This is a genomic window from Lactobacillus intestinalis (assembly GCF_024397795.1).
GTDB classification, from domain to species: Bacteria; Bacillota; Bacilli; order Lactobacillales; family Lactobacillaceae; genus Lactobacillus; species Lactobacillus intestinalis.
Genome location: NZ_CP072983.1, coordinates 815,006 through 838,396, shown reverse-complemented (window position 1 = coordinate 838,396; position 23,391 = coordinate 815,006). Strand labels below are relative to the sequence as shown.

Annotated in this window: 13 protein-coding genes; 2 read left to right on the top strand and 11 right to left on the bottom strand. The window is 37.5% G+C overall.

The window, feature by feature from the left end:
• Nucleotides 1–11: 11 nt before the first annotated feature.
• The 7 genes from citX to KBW87_RS03750 all read right to left on the bottom strand — a co-directional run bounded on the left by citX (nt 12) and on the right by KBW87_RS03750 (nt 5,986).
• Nucleotides 12–551, bottom strand: coding sequence for a citrate lyase holo-[acyl-carrier protein] synthase (citX, locus tag KBW87_RS03780; protein ID WP_057811016.1), 540 nt, complete (start codon nt 549–551; stop codon nt 12–14).
• Between the two features lie 59 nt (nt 552–610).
• Nucleotides 611–2,152, bottom strand: a complete 1,542-nt coding sequence (gene citF / locus KBW87_RS03775; protein ID WP_157055160.1) for a citrate lyase subunit alpha — start codon at nt 2,150–2,152, stop codon at nt 611–613.
• On the bottom strand, nt 2,142–3,056 hold the full coding sequence (citE, locus tag KBW87_RS03770) for a citrate (pro-3S)-lyase subunit beta (protein ID WP_004044969.1): 915 nt from the start codon (nt 3,054–3,056) through the stop codon (nt 2,142–2,144). The genes citF and citE overlap by 11 nt, the downstream gene beginning before the upstream one ends.
• Complete coding sequence (gene citD, locus KBW87_RS03765; RefSeq protein WP_004044971.1) at nt 3,057–3,350, bottom strand: citrate lyase acyl carrier protein; 294 nt, start codon at nt 3,348–3,350, stop codon at nt 3,057–3,059.
• Complete coding sequence (gene citC / locus KBW87_RS03760; protein ID WP_057811012.1) at nt 3,340–4,398, bottom strand: [citrate (pro-3S)-lyase] ligase; 1,059 nt, start codon at nt 4,396–4,398, stop codon at nt 3,340–3,342. The genes citD and citC overlap by 11 nt, the downstream gene beginning before the upstream one ends.
• A gap of 198 nt (nt 4,399–4,596) precedes the next feature.
• Nucleotides 4,597–5,394, bottom strand: coding sequence for an alpha/beta fold hydrolase (locus KBW87_RS03755; protein WP_057811006.1), 798 nt, complete (start codon nt 5,392–5,394; stop codon nt 4,597–4,599).
• A 109-nt stretch (nt 5,395–5,503) separates the two neighbouring features.
• On the bottom strand, nt 5,504–5,986 hold the full coding sequence (locus KBW87_RS03750) for a hypothetical protein (RefSeq protein ID WP_057811004.1): 483 nt from the start codon (nt 5,984–5,986) through the stop codon (nt 5,504–5,506).
• A 105-nt stretch (nt 5,987–6,091) separates the two neighbouring features.
• Between KBW87_RS03750 and KBW87_RS03745 the strand changes: the two genes are divergently transcribed.
• The gene (locus KBW87_RS03745; RefSeq protein ID WP_057811002.1) at nt 6,092–6,670 is read left to right on the top strand and encodes a VanZ family protein; all 579 of its coding nucleotides are present in this window, start codon (nt 6,092–6,094) and stop codon (nt 6,668–6,670) included.
• A gap of 25 nt (nt 6,671–6,695) precedes the next feature.
• Entirely contained in the window at nt 6,696–6,926 is a 231-nt protein-coding gene (locus KBW87_RS03740; RefSeq protein ID WP_057811000.1) for a hypothetical protein, read from the top strand.
• A gap of 447 nt (nt 6,927–7,373) precedes the next feature.
• Here KBW87_RS03740 and KBW87_RS03735 read toward each other — a convergent pair whose 3' ends face one another.
• The 4 genes from KBW87_RS03735 to KBW87_RS03720 all read right to left on the bottom strand — a co-directional run bounded on the left by KBW87_RS03735 (nt 7,374) and on the right by KBW87_RS03720 (nt 23,026).
• Complete coding sequence (locus KBW87_RS03735; protein ID WP_057810998.1) at nt 7,374–8,846, bottom strand: DASS family sodium-coupled anion symporter; 1,473 nt, start codon at nt 8,844–8,846, stop codon at nt 7,374–7,376.
• A gap of 20 nt (nt 8,847–8,866) precedes the next feature.
• Nucleotides 8,867–9,565, bottom strand: coding sequence for an RraA family protein (locus KBW87_RS03730; protein ID WP_057810996.1), 699 nt, complete (start codon nt 9,563–9,565; stop codon nt 8,867–8,869).
• A 22-nt stretch (nt 9,566–9,587) separates the two neighbouring features.
• On the bottom strand, nt 9,588–10,517 hold the full coding sequence (locus KBW87_RS03725; protein WP_057810995.1) for an L-lactate dehydrogenase: 930 nt from the start codon (nt 10,515–10,517) through the stop codon (nt 9,588–9,590).
• A 212-nt stretch (nt 10,518–10,729) separates the two neighbouring features.
• A complete protein-coding gene (locus KBW87_RS03720; RefSeq protein WP_057810992.1) occupies nt 10,730–23,026 on the bottom strand; it encodes a Rib/alpha-like domain-containing protein in 12,297 nt (4,098 codons plus the stop codon).
• Nucleotides 23,027–23,391: the final 365 nt, after the last annotated feature.

Sequence of the window (23,391 nt, the reverse complement as noted above, 5' to 3'; positions counted from 1 at the left end):
TAACAGCTTTTTTATTTAAATTCTTGCCAATAAATTTTAGAAATATAGTCCTGCAATTCTGCCACTGAATGTCGACGCGAACGCGCACACTCTTTTGCAGGCCGATTACATAAAAAACAATGTCTAAAAGGCAAACCATAATCTTTTCTTGAAAGTGCCATTGCTTGATCTTTTATCAAAACGTCCGCATCAAATAATCGCCCTAATTCAGACTCATCTTCAAATTTAACTGCAACCTTCTTAATTCGATCTGCATCCCTCGTACTTACATAAAAGACTTCGCTCCCACTATCTTCATCCCAAGTAGCTACCTTTTTTATCTCCAACTGAGCCTGCTCGAATTCGTCTTCCAGCTCATCTATTCCCTTATTAAACAAGCGCTTCAAATAATGATTGTTTTTAATCGGACCTGGGATGTTCATTTTTACATCAATAATTACATTCTTAGGATATTTCTTAAAAATCGCCTGCTGCATTAAAACACGCTTATCTTTAGCAGCTAAAATCTCTGGAATTCCTTGTTGTTTTCCTTCAGTAAAGATAGACTTCATTTTTCACCTCAAAAATAAAAAGGTGTGCCCCTAAAAGGACGCACCTTTTCTTATTGAACTTAATCTTTCACTTGCTTGATAGTATCAATCACAGTACCATCACGATATTCAACAATAGCGACAGTACGATCAGTATATTCAAGAGGCTTTGGTACCCCAACTTGCTTTTCAGCTATCTTTTGTAATTCCTTAATATCAAGAATCTTTAATCCTGGCACCTTAGAGAAACTTTCAATTAAATCTTTTCTAGCTGGGTTGATAGCAATTCCACGCTCAGTAACCAAAACATCAATTGAAGAACCTGGCGTAACTACAGTTTCAACCTTAGGAACAACTGTCGCATTTCTACCACGAACAAGTGGTGCGGTAATAATCGTCATTTTAGCGCCAGCAGCAGAATCTTGGTGACCACCAACAGCCCCTCGAATAACGCCGTCTGAGCCAGTCATAACGTTAACGTTGAAGTCGGTATCAATTTGTAAAGCCGACAAAATTGAAACATCAAGATTGTTAACAACAGCACCCTTGTTATGAGGATCAGCGTACCAAGAAGCATCAATTTCTTGTTGATCGCGATTCTTAGCCATTGATTGAGCAGCACCCTTATCAAAGTCTTGAACGTCCATCACTTTTCTGACTAAGCCTTCTTCAAGAAGATCAGTAGTTGGCTTAGTAATTCCACCAACTGCAAATGAGGCAGTAATTCCTTTATCAATCATGGCTTTGCGTAAGTAACGCGTTACTGCCAAAGCAGCACCACCTGAACCAGTTTGGAAGCTGAAGCCTTCTTTAAAGTATGGGGAGTTAACGATTACTTGGTTTACCATTTGAGCAATCATTAATTCCTTCGGATCCTTGGTAAAACGAGTAGCTCCAGAACCGATCTTATCTGGATCACCAATTTTATCTACTTTAACTACATAATCAACTTGATCTTGCTTAATTGAAGCTGGAGTATTTGGATAATCAACGATATTGTCAGTTAAAAGTACAACCTTGTTTGCATATTGAGCATCCATCAAAGCATAGCCCAATGAACCAAAGACTGCATCCCCTTCTTGACCATTGGCATTACCAGCCGGGTCAGAAATTGGTACACCCAAAAAGGCAACATCAATCTTAATTTCGCCTTCTTCAATAGAGCGAGCACGATTACCATGTGAACGAAAAATCACTGGATTTTTAAGACCGCCGTGAGAAACAAAGTCACCTAAGCTTCCACGCATCCCTGAAGAAGTAATGTTAGTAATGACGCCTTTCTTAATGGCTTCGATGATTTTATCATTCATTACACCAGTAAGTGAGGATGGAGCCAAAGTCAAATCCTTGTAACCCATCTTAATGATTAAATCCATCACCTTGTTAAATGCATAATCCCCATTTCTAAAGTGATGGTGGAAAGAAATAGTCATTCCATCTTTTAAATTATCCTTTATCACTTCTTCAAGTGAGTCAACCACTTTATTTTGACCAGTAGTCACTCTTACCGTAGGAGCTACACGTTGTTCAATTGGGTGCCCAATTTCAGTAGTTTCAAAAGGTTTTAAATCCATCTTTTTCATTAAGTCATCTGGTAAGTTGCGTTTTATTTTATTCTCCAATGTAATTGCCCTCCTCATCGATCAAGTTTGAAGCTTTAGCAGTTTGAAGCACCCGGGTTGCTTTTTCAACGACTGGTTTATCAACCATCTTACCGTTCATTGAAATAACGCCACTACCCTTAGCCTTAGCCTCACGAATGGCATTTTGAACATTTTGAGCATTTTCAATTTCTTCTTTAGTTGGATTAAAGACTTTGTTAACCATTTGAATTTGACGAGGGTTAACTAATGACTTACCATCATAACCTAATTCATGAATGTAGTTAGTTTCACGGTAGAAGCCTTCAGTATCTTTCATATTAGAAAATACAGTATCAAAGGCATAAACATCGGCAGCACGAGCTGCTTGTAAAACCATATTGCGTGCAAATTCTAATTCGCGACCATCTGGATAACGGTGAGTATGCATATCAGCAGTATAATCTTCTCCAGAGACAGCAAGTCCCATCATTAAAGGAGTGGCTGTTGCAATTTCTGGAGCGTTAAGCACGCCCTTAGCTGATTCAATCGCAGCCATGACCCCAATTGAACCTTTTTCAATACCAAATTCCTCTTCCCAGTGTTCAATATCTTTAACAAGTTTTTGAATCATGGCAGCTGATTCGGTCTTTGGCAAACGAATAACATCCACGCCAGCCTTAACCATAGCCTTGACATCTTCATCATAGTAAGGAGTATCTTGACCATTCACACGAACCACAATTTCAGAACCGCCAAAGTCTACAGTCTTAATCGCTTCATAAACAAGCATTCTAGCAGCATCTTTTTCAGTTAAAGAAACTGAATCTTCTAGGTCAAGCATGATTGAATCTGCTCCATAAATTCCAGCATCTTTAATCATAGCAGGGTTATTGCCAGGAACAAACATCATTGTTCGGCGTAGACGATTTTTTACGTAAGTCAATTAAAGGACCTCCAATTCTGGTTTATCTGAAGTTTCGGTTGCACGTTGAGCTGCTGCTAAAGTACGAGCCTTAATTACACAATCAAGGGCACCCTTATCAGTTGCTTTAACTTTTACATTAGTCAAACCATACTTAGTTAAAGTTTCAGTAATTACCTTTTCAATTTCATCGCCATAGGCTTTTTTTACTTCTGAATCAAGATCAATTTCAATACCGTTATTGCCTTCAGAAACCATGATTTGGATATCGGAACTTTCTAAAGTACCGGCAACGCCTGTAGTTTTAATTTCCATTCTTAATATATTGTCCTTTCTTAATTCTCTCTTGAAGAGTGGCCAGATTATTTTTAATAAACTTCTCCGTCGTTACAGGAACAAGCTTAGCTAAACCAGTTAAATCACCGGATTTGATTAATTGACGTACTTCAGTAGCACTAATTACCTTATTATCTACTTCCATTCGTGGAATAGTAATCACATCAACTGTTGGGCCTAATTCATGAGCCAAACTTACATTGTAATAATGAGTGGTCATTGAAAGAGGCTCTTTGCCTACATAACGTCTATTAATATAGAGTGGTGGTGCGATAATATTTTTGAAAACTTGCGCATCAATTGCAGTTTGTTGGTCAATTAGATCTTTAGGTGATGGTAAAAAGTAAGCTGGGAAGGTTGCACTTGAAACTAAATAGTCACTTCCACTAACTACCTTCACATTTTTTAGATCCTTTAAGCCTTCTTTGACCAGTTGCATACGTTCGTCAGTCTTAAAAAGCGAGAGGTCACTTGCAACCACAAACACATAAACCAAGTCGTTTTCCTGGCTTGCAAGTTCTACTAAATGACGGTGACCTAAAGTAAATGGATTGGCATTCATTACAATGGCACCTACTTGCTTATTTTCCTGATCACTAATCTTAGGCAAGCTTCTCATATAATCCAAAACATTTGGTGTACCACTTTCAAGAAAGGCAGCTTCCTTAGTCTTAGCAAGTTCAGTAAAGTTTAAATGCTGAAAACTATCTGAATACTTGGCTTTAGTAAATACAAACATATGAAAAATCTTTTCATTAAATAAGTATTGTTGTAAAGTCGTTACTATCTTATTAAAACGGGCACCAGAAGTTGCATCCTCGTTGCAAACAGCAATATACTTCAACACATTGCCTGCAACACTTCCTGTTCCCACTAACTTATTATCTTCATCTACTAAGCCAAAAGTATGGTCAATTGTATCAACTTCACGTTCGCTGAAGTCTTTGATACCTAATTTTTTCAAAAAATCTTCCCACTTCTGACGAGTAGCAGAATTATTAAGATAAAGATCTACTACTTTATCCATATAGAGCACCTCTTAACTCAAGTTTGTGCAAATAAAAACTATTTTGTCGACATCTATAGTTTACTCTCGTTTTTTAATTATTTCAATTTATTCATAATATTTTTAAAAATTATAAAAATGTAAGTGATTACAGTTTGTTTTTTGATAAAAACAAAAAGATGCAAGTTTAATACTTCACATCTTTTGCTTATGGTGCGATTACTTTATTAAATTTTTCTCTTGTAAAAATCTCATCACAGCCTTATAGGTTTCTTGGGGCTTTTCGGCATGAACTAAGTGACCACATTCAGAAATAATTTGAGTTTCAATCTCACTGTTTAAGAATTGAATAGCTTGCGTAAATTGCGGATCAAAGTATGGCGACTTCTCCCCTGCCAAAACCAACATCGGTACTGGCGTCTCCATAATCACATCTCGCCAATCTTGATCAGCATGTTCAATCAAACATTTGTAATTTTCTTCAGGGTCATAGGGCTTCTTTTCATTATCTTGTCGCGCTAAATTGAACATTTTGTCATCCACATGAGCATAGGTTGCCCGGCCAAATGGCAACTTCAAGTAATCGGGATAGTTGCTCCAAGTAAGTTCCTTAAAGCCATATTTCCAAGTATTGTCAGCCACCATCTTAGGTGATTGATCTAAATCCACCATGGCAGCTAGGCGACTTTTTCCATATAAAGAAATATAAGCCCAAAATGTTGATGCACCCATTGAATTACCAATCGCGATAACATTTTTTAAATCAAGCTTGGTAAAAAGCTCGCGCACATCGATGGCATGACGACTAATGCGTTGTCCCTTATAAGTATGTTCAGACAAGCCTTGGTTACGCGGATCCAAGGTAATCACCCGAAAATGCTGATGAAATAGTTTACCAGCATCCCTGAACATCTTAGACGATCCGCCAATACCAGGAATGAACACTATAGGTTGGCGATCAGTTTCGCCAGTATCAGTATAACTTAAATGCACATGATCATTTGTTGTAAATTCCATTGATTTCACTTCTTTATTTCTTTTAGTTTACTCAATTTTAACACGAAAAAAAGACTAGAATTAGATCTAGTCTTTATAAGATATATTATTTTTAGTTTGATGAGAGCGGTTAGTTAATGGATTTCAAATACAAACCTTGATGTTCTACTAGACTTTCAATATTTTCATGAGTATGACCTTTAATATTGAATAAATATGTATCAAATCCATCTTCTATTCGTAAAAGTGAAAAATGGTCTTCATTCTTGAAAAGTATATTCAAGCCAGAATAGTCATCCATTATTAGAGAATCGATAATGTTTGCCAATTCTTCTAATTCAAGATTTCGTAAATCTTTATTTTTTAAATCTGGATAAAGGGAATTCGCCACCCGTTCATCTAAATAAACATATGAGTCATAGTAATATATAATGGCAAAAGTGATAAACTTAATTTTATTCGCAAACTGTAGTTTATAATGCTTATTTAGATAAGTCTCTAATCTACCATAGTCTTCATTTTGAAAAGTAAAAGGGACAAAATCTATATAATAACCATTATCACTATTTTCTAACATCTTATCAATAAGATCAAAGACTCTTTCTGAATTCATATTTTCACCCTTTTCATAAGGAATAAAATATCAAAAAATATATTAAAATCACATATGTAATTTTAATCTACAAATTTACCAAAGAAGAAAGGAATATTTAGTCAAATGGTGTTAATCAATAATAAGTGGTATGTAGCTCCGATTCAATTAAATGGTAGTTTTTTACTTCCTATAATCTTAATTTTCTTTCTAATTCCAATTATTAAACAGATTCGAGCTAAAAAGATTAAATGGAAGAAGGATATAATTTATGGATTATTTTTAATTTATATTTGGATTTTACTATCCATTACTTTATTTCCAATACCGTTATTCGGAAGTGGAACAAAGGTCTATACCCTTGGTTTTGGTAAACAACTTTTTATAAATACTAAAATAAGTATTTTAAGTAGTCATATGCCGATTCAATTAATAGGAAATATCTTATTATTAGCTCCATTATCATTTTTTGCAGCTGTATTCAGCTCACGATTTGCCAAATTAAGATCAAACTTTTTATTAGTTTTTTGCAGTTCTTTAACTATAGAAAGCTTGCAATTAATATTAAGTTTCTTCTACCTTGGAAATCGAACTTTTGATGTAAATGACTTGATTCTAAATTCTCTGGGTACATTAGTAGGTTGGGCATTCTTTAAATTTTTAAATATTTTCTTTAATCAAGAAATAACTGTAATTAGACAATAAAATTATATTATACGGGGATGGATTTATGAAAAAGATAAAATTTATAATTTTTGCGGGAGCTACTTTTCTAGGTTTAGCAACTTCTACGAATGCGGTACTTGCAGCATCCCAATCGGTTTATGCACACTATAAAGTTCATGGAAGTGGAAACGGAATTTCAAGCGGAAAGTCCAACGGTGTATGGCATTACTTAAACAAAAACCGAACCATAACTTTAAAAGTTACTAGCAGTTCTGGTTCTGGATCTGGTTCATGAACAAAATAAAAGAATTTCTATATAGTTAGAAGTTCTTTTATTTTTATATAGATTCGATAATATAAAATTTTAGTTCTTCCTTTTCATAAAGTTTTTGCTACCAAGTATCCTCAGTATTATAATACATTGCATAAAATTCTAGCTAAGATATTTCCTAGAAACAAATTTAAAATATAGTTTTTCTTTTAAAACCAGTTAAATATTGAGTGAGGGGATCATTCAAAAAGAAGAACAGACCAACAATAATTATCTCCATGAATTTATACATTAACTTAAACTACAGAGGGATCACAGCTAAAATAACAAAAATTAAAGTAACAATGTTTCACTCATTCTCAATCATCTTGTTCATCCCACAAATTTTATCCCCCACTTTATCAAATTTCAATTTCTACTCCAAACAAAAATACAGGCTAGTCAAAACTAACCTGTATTTTCAAATCAACTTTACCAAACACCGATGATCTTCATCCATGCTGTACCAATAAATCCGAAAATGGCTAAGTAGATCAAACCTAAAACAAAGTTCATCTTCCACCATTCCTTCTGAGTTACATAACCCGTTGTGGCCAAAATAGATGCTGGACCATTAGCATAGTGAGTAGTTGAAGCGTTGATTGCACCAGTGAAGGCCAAAAGCATTGCACTAAGACCAAGTGGAGCACCAGTTGCAACAGCTACTGACAAGAATGGCAAATATAAAGCAGTCATGTGGGCAGTACCACTAGCAAAGAAGTAGTGAGTATAGAACATCAAAAGTACTAAGGCACCTAATACGAGTCCCCAACTAATTCCCTGAAGTCCGTTTTGAACCAACTTTGAGAACCAGCCAATAAAGCCATAAGAGATAAGCTTACCAGCCATGAACATCAAAATTGATAGCCAAATCAAAATGTTCCAAGCACCAGTTTCTGCTAAGGCATCCTTCATTGTCAAAACCCCAGTGATCAAAAGAAGTGCAACAGCTAAGAATGCGACAAATGTTGCATCAAGTTGTGGAATCTTAAAGAATCCAGACAATACCCAAAGAATAATTGACAAGCAGAAGACTGCTGTCATGATCTTTTCTGGGACAGACATTGGACCCATTGCTTCAAGCTTATCTTCAGCCCACTTTTTAGCATCTGGAGTTTCAGTAATTTCAGGTGGATAAATCTTATAAATTACATATGGAATAATTAAGGTTGCAACAGCAACTGGTACAACTGCTGTGAAGAACCAGCCAGCCCACGTCATTTGGTAGCCTTTTTGAGCAGCAAGCTGTTGAGCTACCATGTTAGGCGCCGCACCTGTAATAAATAGCGCTGTTGACAAAATATTGGCATGAAATGCTGTAAAGTCAATGTAGGCACCGATCTTTTTACGAGATGGGCTATGTGGTTCTGAATGATAACCTTCTTCTGAAATTGATTGAACTACTGGCCAAACTACCCCACCAGTACGAGCAGAGTTAGATGGAATCAAAGCACCTAAAATCAATTCCAATCCAGTAATCGCATAACCAATACCAAGTGATTTCTTACCGAATTTTTGAATCATAATGTAGGCGATCCGGTTACCTAGACCAGTTTTGCTAATCCCGTGAGCCATAATGAAGGCCATAGCAATCAACCAGGCAGCGGAGTTACCAAATGAACTCAGAACACCTTGGTTCATTACTACACCAGTTTTTGGATTAACCACATCTTTCATTGGTGCTAGTCCAAGCAAAACGGTAAATACTAATCCAACAAGTGTTGTACCACCAATTGGCAAAGGTTTAGTAATACAGCCAACGATGGTTGCTACGAAGACTGCAAACATTTCCCATGCCTGCGGAGTAAGTCCGCTTGGGCGCCAAGGAGTAATACACCACAGAACTATTCCTACTACCAAAGGCCAGATAAAGCCTTTATAGTTTACTTTCTCTAATGTTTTCATATCATATTCTCTTTTTTTACTTAAGGACGATAAATATCATCAATAATGTCGAATCCCTTATCCTTTAAGGATTTATCAACCCATCTAAGGTCTACATCACCTTTACTAAAGGCGATCTGCTTTTCTTCATCCTTTTTATGAAAAGCTTGTGCCTTGGGTAAAACACCAGCGGCATCTTTGCGCGGAATACAGATTACTCCATCGGCATCCCCTAAGATGACATCTCCTGGATTAACGCTCACATTTCCGCATGAAATCGGAATATTCACTTCGCCGGGACCATCTTTATAAGGACCACCTGGAGTCGTACTACGTGCATAAATTGGCAATTTCCAATTTTGTAAATTATCAATATCACGAATAGGACCGTCAATAACAATTCCCGCAATCTTCTTTTGATCGCGTAAATATGACATCATAACTTCCCCAATTAAAGAGCGCGTATTGTCGCCTTCATCATCGATGACAAGGACATCACCAGGATGACAATATCTTAAAGCCGCATAAATTGCCAAATTATCTCCTGCTCGAGTATGGATCGTAAAAGCAGGTCCTACCATTTCGCTGTCAGGTTTAGACATCAACTTCACACGGGGATGCATGGCACAATTACGTTCCATACAGTCAGCAGTATTAGAAGCAGGAATATGTTTAAACCCTTCAATCACTTTAGGATCTGGCAAATTACGCTTTAAGTAAATTCTCTTTCCAACAGGCATCTAAATTTCTCCCTTTAAGAAATTAGTCTAAATTAACTCCATCAAGAACTTCTTGCATCTTATCTGCGGAATTAAGCATTTTCTTAGTTTCTTCTTCGGAAAGCTTAGTTTCAATAACAGCGCTAATCCCTTCACCGTTGATAACAGTTGGGGTACCCAAGTAAAGGTCATGCTTAATACCATATTCACCATTAATCGGTGCAGACAATGGCATGCAAATTGCTTGATTAGTCAAAACAGCTTTCACAATTTGAGTAAGCATCATTGCCACACCGTAGAAAGTAGCACCTTTGTTAGAGATGATCTTTCCACCCTTCTTACGAACATCAGCTTCAATTTCACTTAAAACTTCATCGTTAATTTCGCTATAATCACGAAGTGGCTTGTCATTTACAAGTGATTCATCAAAGTTTTCAAAACTGGTGTCACCGTGTTCACCTAAAACCATTGAGTTAACCTTATCAACTGGAACATTAAGCTTCTTAGCAAGTTCAACACGAAGACGAGCTGAGTCAAGTGAAGTACCAGTACCAATAACTCTATTCTTAGGAAATCCTGACAACTTTTGAGTTAAAGTGGTTAAAATATCAACTGGATTTGCAGAAACTACAAAGACACCCTTAAAGCCTGAATCCACAACTGGCTTTACAATACTCTTCAAAATGTTGACGTTCTTGTTAACAAGATCAAGTCTAGTTTCGCCTGGTTTTCTTGGAACACCAGCAGTAATAACTACGATATCTGCATCCTTAGCATCTGAATATTCACCTGGGTGGATGTTAGTTTCACCAACAAATGGAGTAATATCTTCAAGGTCCATTGAATCACCAACAGGACGATCTTTAGCGACATCACAAATTACTAATTCATCTAAGTCAACGTGTTGCAATAAATCATTTGCAAAAGTTGAACCAACAGCACCATCACCGACAAGTAATACTTTTCTACTCATAATAAGTCCTTTCATAAAAACAACTTGTTCTTCTTTACACAAACTATTATACAATAAGCGCTTTCAGTTTTTCAATATTTTAAAAAAACAAATTATTTTTTATAAATTTAAAGTAGTGCACTTACCATACCTTGTGAATTATATCTCAAGTTTAACATAAAAAAAAGGAGTTAAACAACTACTGTTTAACTCCTTTTATATTAAGGCTTTGTCTAGTGTTTACGTTTCTTTACCCCAGCTAAACCGATCAACGATAAACTAGCAGCCATCATCCCAAGAGCTTCTAATTCACTATCTTTTTCACCAGTTACTGGTAATTCCTTAGAATTAGTGTTATTCTTCACATTTTCAGAATTATTCTTACCTAACTCTGAACGTAAATTTTTATTAGCTCTAATTTGACCTTGACGACCAATTTCAGCCAATGGTGAAAATGAGCTAGAAGAAGTAAATCCGTTAATTGATTCAGATTTTACGCTTGCTTGGCGTCCACTAGCACCATTCGTGGAGGCACCAAGACGAGAATTATAAGCGTAACTTTCAAATTTTGGACTATGGGAACTTGATCTTTCTACATGTTTAGCAGAATTCATACTCAAGCTATTTCCTGGTTTAACTGAAATGAAGATATCCTTCTTTTCCTTTTGGCCATTTGGATAATCAATTCCAATTGTTCCTTTAGCTTGACCCGGCTTTGAAACATCGGGTTTCTTAATCCAGTGGGCCTTTGTACCTTCTGGAGCATTTTCAAGCATTGACGAAGCACTTGGCAAATGATCAACCGTTGTTGAAGTATGTGTTTTAATCACATCACTAACAACGATCTTTACCTTAATGTTGAACTTCTTGCCATTTGGATAAGTTACCTTCACAATCGCCTTAATAGTTCCAACCTTTGATACATTTGGTTTCTTCTTCCAAGCATATTTAGTACCAACTGGCATTAACTTTCGATTCTTGATACCTTTAATTGGTTTTGGTAAAACATTCTTCTTAGTCTTAATCTTTTGACCAACTGGAACAAGAGATTTCTTTTCCGGAGTCTTTTCTGCAACAATAACCGTTGTTGAAGTTGTATCTTGCGAACCATCTGGATAAGTTACCACAATATTAGCTGTCTTTGAACCTGATTCGCTCACTTCTGGAGCAGTTTGCCAACTTGCTTGGCTCCCACTTGGTAAACTATCAAGATTACTAATTGCAGATGAAGCATCTGGAAGATCATCTACAGTGGTAGTGATGTCTTGAGTTTGAGGAGCAAACTTATCAGCATCAGTTTGCTTAGTAGGAGTAGTTGATGTTGACGGCGTAATTGGTGTTGGATTTACTGGAGTAATTGGTGTAGTTTGACCTGTATTAGAATTATTATTAACTACATTCAGTTGAGCATCAACTTCCTTTTGACCCGTTTGAGCAACAGCCATCACTTGAACCTGATTCTTACCTACTTGCATCCCCTTTGGAACAGTTAAACTACCAGTTTGTTCATCAAGTTTAACTCCAGCTGGAAGTGACTTAGCTTCAAACTTTACACTCTTTGGTAACTTGATTTGCTTCCCAGTCTTATTATCATAAGCTGCCAGTTGTAAGAACAAGTTATTCCCTGGAGTAAATGAGGCAGGCACGGCTAAGTACGTCATTGAAATTTGATTCATATCAAAGCTGTAATTAATATCAACTTTTTCAACTTGAGCACGATCTTTAGAAACTGGAGTAGCACCATAAGGATCACCGTCAACTTCTTCATCAGCAATCGAAGATTCATTAGGTGTGTAATCAGCAACTGTTGGCACACGGTATTCCTTAAAGTGAGCTGTAGTAGTTCCGGTTGAATTGCCATCACTATCGGCTACTGTCCATGGAACATACATTATCTTGCCGTTAGTAGTGTAACTGCTGTTGCCATTCTTATCCTTACGGATAAAGTGAATCACTTGAGTTACGATATCTTCTTGATCAGAATCTGGACGGTGAATCATGATTTCACGATAGATGTAGTAGTTTGAAGCATCGTTTACGCCTTGAGTGCCGGCTTGATATGGATTGCCTGTCTTAGTTGTAGAAACTACAACCGGCAAGTTAGTGGTGATTGATGATCCATCATTAAATGTTACCTTAACAGCTGGATAGGTAGTTCCTGGAACAGTTGTATCAGGAACAGTTTCATAAGTTACACTTTTAACATTGTCTTGCGCCTGCTTGTCGTTATTAATAGCTCCTAAAACTTCATCACCCTTTTTAATAGGCGTATTCTTCTTCACAGTGATCGGCTTATTAAGATCACTTGGACTGAACTTATCAGCATCATTTGGAATGATCATTACTGGAACACTGATGGTCTTAGTTGAGCCATCCTTGAAGGTAATTGCTGCTGGAGCCGTTTGCTTACTAAGAGTTGAAGGATCAATGTCCTTTGGATCGACAAACTGAATATGATCAATCGTGTTATCTGGATCAGTAGCTGCACCCTTTGCATTATTAGTATTTTCTGGATCAATGGTTGTATTGTGGAGAATATCAATATTTTGCGGAGTACCAGTGTAGTTATCAGCCTCAGAAGTAATTTGAATAGCTTGTTCAAGTGTCTTAGTTGAACTATCTTTGAAGGTAATCTTAATTGGTGTTTCAAAGACGTTTCTTGGCTTTGAAGTATCCAGAACATTCACATATTGAATGCCAGTGATAGTCTTACCAATTTGACTAGGATCCTTTAAAGCAACTTGAGCATTAGTGGTATCGGCCGAATCAATCTTAGTACCAACTGGAATCTTCACCAATGGAACTAATTGAGCTTTATTAAAGGTTGAAGCCTCGTTAGCACCCACATTCACAGTAATCTTGACATCTTTCTTGGACCCATCAATAAAGGTTAAAGTTGCATCATATGGATTACTGCCTTGTTCGTTAGTTGGCACATCCTCATTAAAGACGGCACTTTGAACACCATGCTTACTTGCATCAACCACACCTTCAATGGCATCGGTACTCTTAACTGTCTCACCAATCTTACGAGTTACGGCAGTTAAATCAGCAGAATCGTCAAACTTGTCTGCTAATGAAACAACCTTAACCGTAATTGGTACTATAGTTGAACTATCATCGCTAAAGCTGACGGTTGCATCGTAGTCTTTACTGCCAAGTACTGAAGTATCAACATCATAATTAAACTTTGCTCCAGTTGCGCCAATTTCAACCGCATTCTTAATACCTTTCATGGCATCAGCTGCTGGAACTTGACTGTTAAGCAATTCTTCAATAACTTGAGTTTCAGTCTTGTAATTATCCTTAAACTTAGAAGCCTGACTCTCATTCACAGTTACCGGCATTTGAAGGGTAGTTGTTGAACCATCTTTAAATGTCAGAACTGCTGGATAAGTCTTTTTACCAACTACACTTGTATCAATGTCTCCATCAAAGTTAGCAGTAGTTACATTGTAAGTTGCTGGATTCTTAATGCCTTTAAGTGCATCACTCTTAGCTACAGTATCATATTTATTGACCATAATGCCTTGAACGATTGTTGCGTCTTTCTTAATGGCATCGTTAAATTGACTAGCAGCACTAGCTACAATCTGAACTGGAATCTTAACTGTGGTATGAGATCCATCTTTGAAGTAAACAGTTGCAGCATAGCTTACAGGTGTGGATGTAACTGCTGAAGTATCAATCTTTTCATTAAAGTTAGATGTATCAATGCTGTACTTCGTAATCACATTAGTGCTAAAGCCATTGATAGCATCCGTTGGGTCAACATCAGTACCCTGCTTTTCGGTAATCGTTTGAGTTAATGGAGTCTTAGCATTGTCGTCATTGAAGATAGTTGCATCGTTATAAACCTTAACTGGAATCTCAACTTTAGCAGTTGTGTTATCGGCAAAGGTAATCGTTGCTGGATAGCTTGTAGTTCCAAGAGTCTTAGTATCAATTACAACTCCATTATCAAAGGCAACACTGGCATCTTTTGGTAAATCCTTAATACCGTCGCTGGCATTGATCTTGGTAGGGTCAGAGTTTTGAGTAGCCAGAATGGTTTGAACTTGGCTGTTATCTTTATTCTTGTCCTTAAACTTACCTGCATCAGTTTCACTATAAGTCAAAGTGATAGTGGTATTAGCAGTGTTAGCAGTAACGGTTTGACCAGCAATCTGACCACTTGTGATGTCCACGCTATTACCTGCATCGTCTTTTGCGGAAACCGTGTAATCAGTAAATGTTGGTACATTATATGCATCCCAACTACTCTTATTAGAATCAACTAAAGTCCAATCATCATAACTGATTACGTCCCCAGTAGTGTTGTTAACTTTCTTGCTACGCTCGAAGTCAACCCCTTGAGTTACAGTTACTGGCTTGTTGGTTGTCGGATTCGTGTAAGTAATAGTCCGAGTGATAGTTTCAAACAAATCATTTTGATCTGGATCGCCTTTATGGGTGGGATCAGGATCTACTGTGTTGATTTTGTCAACTTTAACAGTAATTGGGTTATTATCAGAAGCTTTGAAGGTGTATGTTTCAGGAACTTTATCATCAGCATTTAGTTGATAGCCATCTGGAATAGTTAAAGCTGATTTAATCTTAGCTTGACCATCAGTTACTCCTGAAATTATTTGACTATCTACTTTATCGCCACTATTAGTATCAACATAATTAATGGTGATTGATTGAGCATTTGCAGTATGGGTTACCTTAATTACTTCATTTGCGGCATGTTTTTCAACGCTAGCATCATCAAGTGCAATAGCTTCACTTGGCACTTTGCCATCACTAGTTAAAGTAATTGGCTTACCACTTCCGTCAACAGCACTAGCACTATAGCCAGCTTTTGAAACATCAACTTCCGCAAAGCTTGCATTATCACTTACCCAGTCTGAGTAGGAAACTTGCTGACCGGCAGGCTTTGAAGTATCAGTATACTTGATCCGAGTCAAGATAACGTGTTGGATAGGTCGAGCGGTCCCATCAACAGTAATGGTACGAGTGAAGTCCTTATAAACATCGCTGTCTTTTTGGTTAACCTTCTCTTTACCATCTTCAACGCCAATGACATTGATTGAAACATTTGCTTTAGTTATATAGCCATCATTATAGGTGATGGTGACATTGCTAGTAGTTTGACCAGTCTTTGAAACGTCAGGAGTAGTCGTCCACTTGACCCTAGTTGGATAACCATCAGCAGTTAGATCATCGCTAGCCTTAAGGTTAGTGACAACCTTCTTGGCATTCGTACTATTAGTCAAATCTGGAACAATATTTTGATCGGTTGAGATCGTCCCAATCTCTGGAGTAGCTTCAACAGTCACTTTACCTTGAACACGGTCAACAGTGCCATCTGGGTATGTAACATCCACATTAGCTGGTTGAGTACCCGGCTTAGTTGGATCTGGTACCTTCTTTGAATCAGTCCAAGTAATCGTCGGTTTGTCATTTGGATCAGTTGGCAAAGTACTTGGATCAACAACCTTAGATGGATCTACTTGAGTTTTTTGCGGAGTCTTAACTGGATCTTTAGTTGCTTGTGGATTATAAGTTTCGCTATCATTCTTCACTACAGTAATTGGAATAGTTACTTCTTGAGTTACACCGTTAGCATAACTTACTGTAGCTGTCTCAGTTGTTGGACCAACTTGAGATACATCTGGAGTTGTCTTCCAAGTTACACTAGTTGGATAGCCTCTACCCTTGTTAAGGTTAGAAATACCTTTATCAGCACTAGGGGCAACGTCTTTTGGCGTAGTGATGGTAGTAATTTCAGGCTTGTAGTCAGTAACAATAGTAGTTGAAACTTCTTTTTGAGTGCCATCGGGATACTTAACAACTACAGTTGGTGAAGTTGGCTGATCACCTGGATCTGGAACGGTTGGAGTCTCTTTCCATTGATATTTGGTGCCTTGTGGTGCATTTGGATCCTTCACACCATTCTTAGGGTCTGGAGTTTGAGGAGTCGTGCCTGAATCAACAATAATGACAATTGGATTTGGCATAATAGACTTGTCATCGCTGGCATTATCAGTAATTGCGACTGGAATTTCAACCGTCGTCGTAGTTCCATCTTCAAAACTTACTGTAGCGGCAAAGTCTTGAGCTGCATGAACAGCATCAGTTGCAGGAACTCTAGTAAAGCTTGCACCAGTTACGTGGTAATCAGTTTGACCTTGCTTAGTGATAATTCCGTTGATAGCTTCACTAGCTTTGTGAGTGGTTCCTTTACCCCAAGTAATTTGCTTTACTAAGGCATTATCTTGATTATCATTATCAAATGCGCTGGCGTCACTAGCAACAATCTTAACTGGAATCTTGACTGTTGTAGTTGAACCATCAGTAAAGGTAACAGTTGCTTCATAATCCGTTGCAGTCGTCGTTACCTTAGAAGTATCAATCGTAGCAGTAAACTTAGGAGCATTATCACCAGTTGAAACAATGGCATACTTAGTAATTACTTCTGGAGCAAATCCTTTAATTGCATCCGTATCTGCCACAACTGACCCCATCTTTTCGGTAATTTCTTGAGTCAAAGCATTATTCTTATTAGCATCGTCAAAGTTTGACTTGTCCGTGTAAACCTTAACTGGAATGTTAATGGTGGTGCTTGAACCATCCGCAAATTTTACAGTTGCCGCATATGGTACAATGCCAACGTCAGTAGTTGAAACAGCTTCATTAAATTGAGTACCATCTGCAACAATACCATATTTAGTCTTAGTTGCATCACTGAAGCCCTTAATAGCGTCACCTGCAGCAACAGTATCACCTTTATGAACGCTAATTGTTTGCGTTAATGGATTCTTATCAGTATTATCAGTTTCAAACTTATTAGCATCTGATTGAGTAACATCAATCGTAACTGGAATAGTTAACTTTGAACCATCAGCAAAATTAATATCTACATTGCCTGAAACATTCTTAGCAGCCTTAGTCAAATCAGGCTTGGTATCCCAAGTTACATTCTCAACTTCAGAATTATGCTCTTTAGTTAAATCAGTTGTATCAACGTATGCACTAGGATCAGCCAATGAAGAATCGACATTTTGAACGGCCTTTAATTGCTTGTTGGCATTACTTGCGCTGGCAGCTTTGGCACCATAAATATTTGCATAGACATTGCACCAACCAGCATCCCCATCTGGAATGCCAGAAATTGTCATTGCATCTCCACTAAGAGTGATATCAACCCGATACTTAGAATTATGAGTGCCGTCCCATTCATCGCTAGTTTTATCTGTTTTTACGGGAACTAAAGTAGTTTGACTACCATCAGTTGAGAAGTTTGAAGCATTAGTATTTAGTGTATATCCCTTTGCCCAAACTGTCGTAATTTGATCAGCTGAAAAGCTCTTCTTGCCATCAGTGCTCATGTAAGTCTTACCGTCACTAGATAAGTTATAAGTAGTAGTAACTCCTTTATCGCTGACGATAGTAACTTTAGAAACTCGTGGAGCAGCCGGAGTGTTATTTGTGCTGGTCTTGTGATAGTTAGGAGTGTCAAGGGTAATCGTCGTTGTGGTGTCTTGACCATAAACTGTAGTTGTGTTTGGCTTCAACGCATTAGTATTAGTTACGTTAACAGTAACAGTGGTGGTTTGATTATCTGGAAGAGTGACATCGACTGTTGCTTTTTGTAAATACTTATGTGGATCTGGAGCCGTCTCCCATTTAGCTGTAGCTCCACTTGGCAGATTCTCAAAGTTGCTAATCGCATCACTAGCAAAGGTAGGATCAGTTACATCCTTTCCTTTAACTTCATAAACCTTAGCAACTGCATTGTCATGAGTGCCGTCCTTATAAGTTACAACTACTGGAATTTCATAACTTGCAGTGTCGCTCATAGCTTCTTGATCAATAGTAATCTCACCCGTCGTGCTATTTACATGAATATATTGCTTCATAGCTGCTGGCAAGTTTTGTTCACTAGTTTGACCTAAAGTATAATTTGCATCAGTAGGCTTATTATTGCCAAAGCTTGGAGTCACGGTCACAGCTTGCTGCTTACTATCAACCGTATCGGCATAGGTCGGGTTATACTGACCAGCATCGCCAGTAGTAACGTTAATTCCGTTTGGAATTTTAACATCTAAGTAAGTAGGATTGCCACCCACTTTATCTGCGAAACTAATGCGAACAGTCAGCTCTTCAGCTTTAACTGAGCTAGTATCAGGTGTATCAACCAACGAATAACCTGTTACCTTAAAGGCTGGATCAATCTTGTCAAGAGCAGAATGGTCAATTAAAGTAGCTAAATGATTAGAAGTAAAGTATCCCTCTGGATCTTTTGTTACATCATAACCCTTGGGCAAGTTGATTTGGCTACCTAAAATTGCGCCCGCTCCAGCGAAGTTGACATTTTCGCTCAATCTGGTCTCAGCACCATTGTTAATAATGCCATTTTCAGCTGGAAGTGATGTAGTGCCAAAAGTTACAGTAATTGGCAAGGTGGTTGAATCGTCACTTGTTGTGTCGAGCTGCTTGGCAGTGTCAGCGTAATTAACACTCACATCACCGATTGAATTCTTCTCACTATCGACATAATCACCATTACCATAGGTATAAGCAGTCTGATCTAACTTAGTTGAATCATTAGCATCAGCAGTATAAATATCAATTTCACTAACTGCCTTCTTAGGATCTAGACTGTCAATTGAAGATGAGGTATCACTAGTCTTGTGAATCGTATCAGTGCCAGGCTTCACAACAACGGCGCCCTTAACTGAGCCGTCTAGATTCGTCTTACCCCAGATAACAGTAGACTTGCCGTCAGTCACATCGACCAAGGCACTAATATTGTCAGTAGACTTATCAGCATAAGTTACAGTTACCGGAATCGAGTAAACACCAACTGCATCGCTAGTGGTTGGTGCTAAAGTAATTGTGCCATCGGAATTTAAGGTTGCAAAGTCGGGCTTGATTGCACTATCAGTTAATGCATAAGTTACATCTGCTGGAGCTTTAGCATCAGTATATGTAATTGTTCCATCCGCATTGTTAGTAACGAACTTAAAGCTTGGTGCTGTTACGGTAGCTGTTTTTCCTTGCTCAACTGTTTGTGTAGTGTAACTTGGTTGATAAAGAGTAGTTTGCTTCGCCTTTTTAACAGTAACTGGAACCAAGGTAACGTTTGTAGTACCGTCACTAAAGGTAACAGTCATTGGAATATTGTAAGTTTGCTCTTCTTTAGTACTGTCGCTTAACTTAAATTGAGTCTTGGTTGGATCATAGCCACTTGAACCATCTGGATTATTAATACTTTCAATCAACGAATTGTAAGCATTGTATTCAACGGTATCATCATAAGCTTGAGTATCAGACTTGCCATCAATCTTGTTTAAAGCAGCAAGTTTAGCTTGATCAATCTTTCCGTTGTGATCAAGGATGTTCTTAAACTCCGTGTGAGTCCAATCAATTCCCCACTGCTCTTTAGAAATGATTTTATCTAAATCTGTAGAAAGTTGCTTTCCACTGGCATCAGTTACGCCAATAATGACCTTATTATTAGCAAAGTCTTGAGCATTGTTTTCATACTTGCCTTCTGTATAAGTTTGCGGAGCAACCGTTGGAGTACAAAGATCACTCGGACTAATTGTGACGCCATGATCTGAATCGGTCTTTAACAAATCAGTTCCATAAGAAATGCGCCGTGCTTTCCACCAGTTGAAGTTATCAAGCAAACTTTGCAACCTCATTAGGTTTTGCTTGTTACCAGTTACCTCACCATTTGTACCGTTAGTATCACTATAGGTAGCATAGGAATTCTTTTCATTAGAATTTCCTGGCATCACAACAATACCGTTTGATTGACCTAATGAGACATTTTGAGCACCTTTATTAAAAACAAAGCCGTCATTGGTTAGTTCACTCAAATCAGCAGGGACATAATTAGCACTACTATCACCTCCACCATTTTGAGTAGCTAATTCCTCAATGTTCCATGCATTATTAGGCGTTGCCGTCTTATTAGTGCCATTCCATTGTGCCAGAGGTGCATCCCCATATAAAATAGCAATATTTTGAATATTTTTAGCCCAATTTAATGGATTAGGATTCCATAAGAACTTGCCTGGAATAGCCTTACCTTCAAGGTTTAATAAACGTCCCCATTGATTTCCGCGTCTTTGTAAGTTGATATAAGCTGGCGCAACGTATTTTCCATCGCTGACTTCACTACCTAATTGGACAGTATCCATTGAGTTAGTACCAAACATCGAAATCATACCAGGATAAAAAATATTTTTTTGAGCGTTGCTATCTAAGTATCCACTGTAGTTCCAATTATAATTGGCAATTCCTTGAGAACTAGTATCATCTTGCAGATCGAGTGTGGCACCTCCATCAACAGTTAAAGTGTAATATCGGGGACTGATAAATCCAGTCGTAATTCCAATTTGCCTACGACCATCCCCACCATTACCAAATGAAATCATAGGCGTTATAGCCTTAGCATTTTGAGTATCACGAATAACTTGAAGCTTTGCACCATTTTTTAAATGCAATTCACCGTCAGAATCAAATGCCATGGTAATTGGAGCATAGTGATTAAAATCAGGATCAGCACCAAACCTAACATCATTTTTATCCATTCTATTATTATTATCTTGTTTAGTAGTAATAAAAATTTGGGTGCCTTCGTCCACGTCCATATTATCGGTCAAAATAGCAGTTGAATGACCTGTCCCCATGCTCATATTAATATGAGCATTCTTACCAATAGATAAAGTAGCTGCTTTCTCGGGCGTATCTGTATTTCCATAAATACCACGAACATCGTGAACACTTACGCTAGAATCAGGTTTTGCATCACCGGTATTAATATTAATAGTTGCCCCATCGCCAATATTCATCTTATCAGTAAAGGTAATAGCGTTATTAGCAAAGTTACCCAAGTCAGTATTTTCACTATCAGTAAGATTAAGGGTAGCATTAGTACCGACATTAATGTCTTTTCCTACCAAATCTTGACCATTAGTACTCATCGTCACTTTTGCATTGTTGCCAATGGTTAAAGTGTTGCTAGCATCTAAAATTGTTGTACCGCCACTAGCATTTAAAGTAGAATTATCGGCAACAGTAATATTAGCTGAATTTACTGTTGGCTTACTGTAGGTTGTACTTAGAGTAGTGTTACCTGAAAAGATAGTGTTAACTTGACTAGCCATCAAGGCTTGCCCAGCCTCAATTTTTACATTATCAAAGGTAACATTAGTCTTAGCTAAATCTGTACTATAAATAGACTTTCGTGTTGCTTTCCAATCCTTTGTATGGAAGAAATATAGTGGTCCATAACTTGCGTTTTCTGCATTAGTCTTGAAAGTCATATTCTTAAAGGTAAAATCCCATGGATTATCCCCATAATTTTGACGAGAAAAAGTAATCGTCCATTTATTCATATCAAGGGTATGATTGTTACCGTTAATCGTGATAGTACGCGCAATATCGTTATACTCTGAGCCGAAGGAATAGTCAGCGGCCATTTCATAGGTCTTTAGGCCCTGTAAATCAGCTACAATACCGCTTGTCGTTCCAGACTTCAACGCACTCTGATTATCAGCTGCTGTAATATCTCCAGTCATGTTAATGGTAGTGACATTCTTATCACAAAGCGCCTTAGTGAAGTCCGCAAACGTTGAAACGTCAGCTACACCATTATTGACAGAATAAAGTTGCTGATTTACTCCATTAGCCAAAGCAAACTGCGTCTTAGCTTGTGTGCTCATCTTCTCGTAATCAGCTTGAATCTTGGCAGCTCTTTGCGTGCGTTCATCAGCACTCAACTTATCAAAATTCGTCTGCAAATCTTGATATTCTTTTTGAAAAGCAGCTACTTCAGGATCCACTGTAATATTCGGCGTCTTCTTGTCGCTCTCTTTTACCATTTGATCGTTATTAGTAGGTGCATTCTTAGGCTCATTCTTATCAGTTAAAGCTGCCGTTTCAGTCTTACTTTGAATGGAAGCATTGTTGGTATTAGTAACTGCCGTTTTATTTGTATCCCTCACTGCTGCTTGTTGGACTTTTTGTGCAGCAGCTACTTCTTGCTTATTATCATTAACAGGCGTCTTAGACGTAGCTGTTTGATCAATAGTCTTTACACTTGTCTCATTTGGAGTTTGCTTAACTTCTTCTTGAGTCTTTTGACTAGCTTGATTCTTATTTACAGTTTCAGTTTGAGCTTTTTCAACTGAATTTTGTTTAAGGGCAGTTTTATTATTAACAGCGGCTTGTTCAGCCTTATTTAAACTAACCGCATCCCTATCTGCTATAAGTGTATTCCCTTTATCAACAATAACCTTCTTAGGAATCTTCGTCTCAGCACTCTGACCACTCGCCTGCTCAGGATGTCCATTACCTTGGTCTGGCTTGGCTAGTGTATCCGCATTAACTTCTTCCCCATTACTCATTCCAATAAAGAAGAACCCAATCAAAACCGAAGCGGCTCCCATCGAAAACTTACGAATAGAAAACCGATCTTGACGTGCTTCCATCTTACGTAGACGTTCTTGGTAGTTATTTTTTGATAACATCTAATTTAACACTTTCTTATTTCCCACTATTAAAACTTTTATACACCTTAAATAATAGCACTATACTTTGTCTTATTTAATAGAACCATCAATTATTATTTACATTATTTAGTAAATATAGTCTTACTTCTCACCATTTTTTCATAATCATTACGCTATTTTTAGACAACTTACAATTACTATAAAAAATTAAAAAAGTGCACTAAAGAACGTACAAAAAAGACTGGAAACAAATTCCAGTCTTTTCCATATTAAGATATTAAACTAATCTTGCTTACTAAGTTCAACCGTATTAGGTAAATAGGTTGTACCACTTATAAGTTGGATAATCCATGATAAAGTACTGTATTTTGCTTCGCAGTAAC

Bases quoted from the DNA above. Each gene is read 5' to 3' on its own strand.
- KBW87_RS03720 (WP_057810992.1), bottom strand. From the start codon at position 23,026: ATGTTATCAAAAAATAACTACCAAGAACGTCTACGTAAGATGGAAGCA.
- KBW87_RS03745 (WP_057811002.1), top strand. From the start codon at position 6,092: ATGGTGTTAATCAATAATAAGTGGTATGTAGCTCCGATTCAATTAAAT.
- KBW87_RS03740 (WP_057811000.1), top strand. From the start codon at position 6,696: ATGAAAAAGATAAAATTTATAATTTTTGCGGGAGCTACTTTTCTAGGT.
- KBW87_RS03725 (WP_057810995.1), bottom strand. From the start codon at position 10,517: ATGAGTAGAAAAGTATTACTTGTCGGTGATGGTGCTGTTGGTTCAACT.
- KBW87_RS03750 (WP_057811004.1), bottom strand. From the start codon at position 5,986: ATGAATTCAGAAAGAGTCTTTGATCTTATTGATAAGATGTTAGAAAAT.
- KBW87_RS03735 (WP_057810998.1), bottom strand. From the start codon at position 8,846: ATGAAAACATTAGAGAAAGTAAACTATAAAGGCTTTATCTGGCCTTTG.
- citX (WP_057811016.1), bottom strand. From the start codon at position 551: ATGAAGTCTATCTTTACTGAAGGAAAACAACAAGGAATTCCAGAGATT.
- KBW87_RS03730 (WP_057810996.1), bottom strand. From the start codon at position 9,565: ATGCCTGTTGGAAAGAGAATTTACTTAAAGCGTAATTTGCCAGATCCT.
- citD (WP_004044971.1), bottom strand. From the start codon at position 3,350: ATGGAAATTAAAACTACAGGCGTTGCCGGTACTTTAGAAAGTTCCGAT.
- KBW87_RS03755 (WP_057811006.1), bottom strand. From the start codon at position 5,394: ATGGAATTTACAACAAATGATCATGTGCATTTAAGTTATACTGATACT.
- citC (WP_057811012.1), bottom strand. From the start codon at position 4,398: ATGGATAAAGTAGTAGATCTTTATCTTAATAATTCTGCTACTCGTCAG.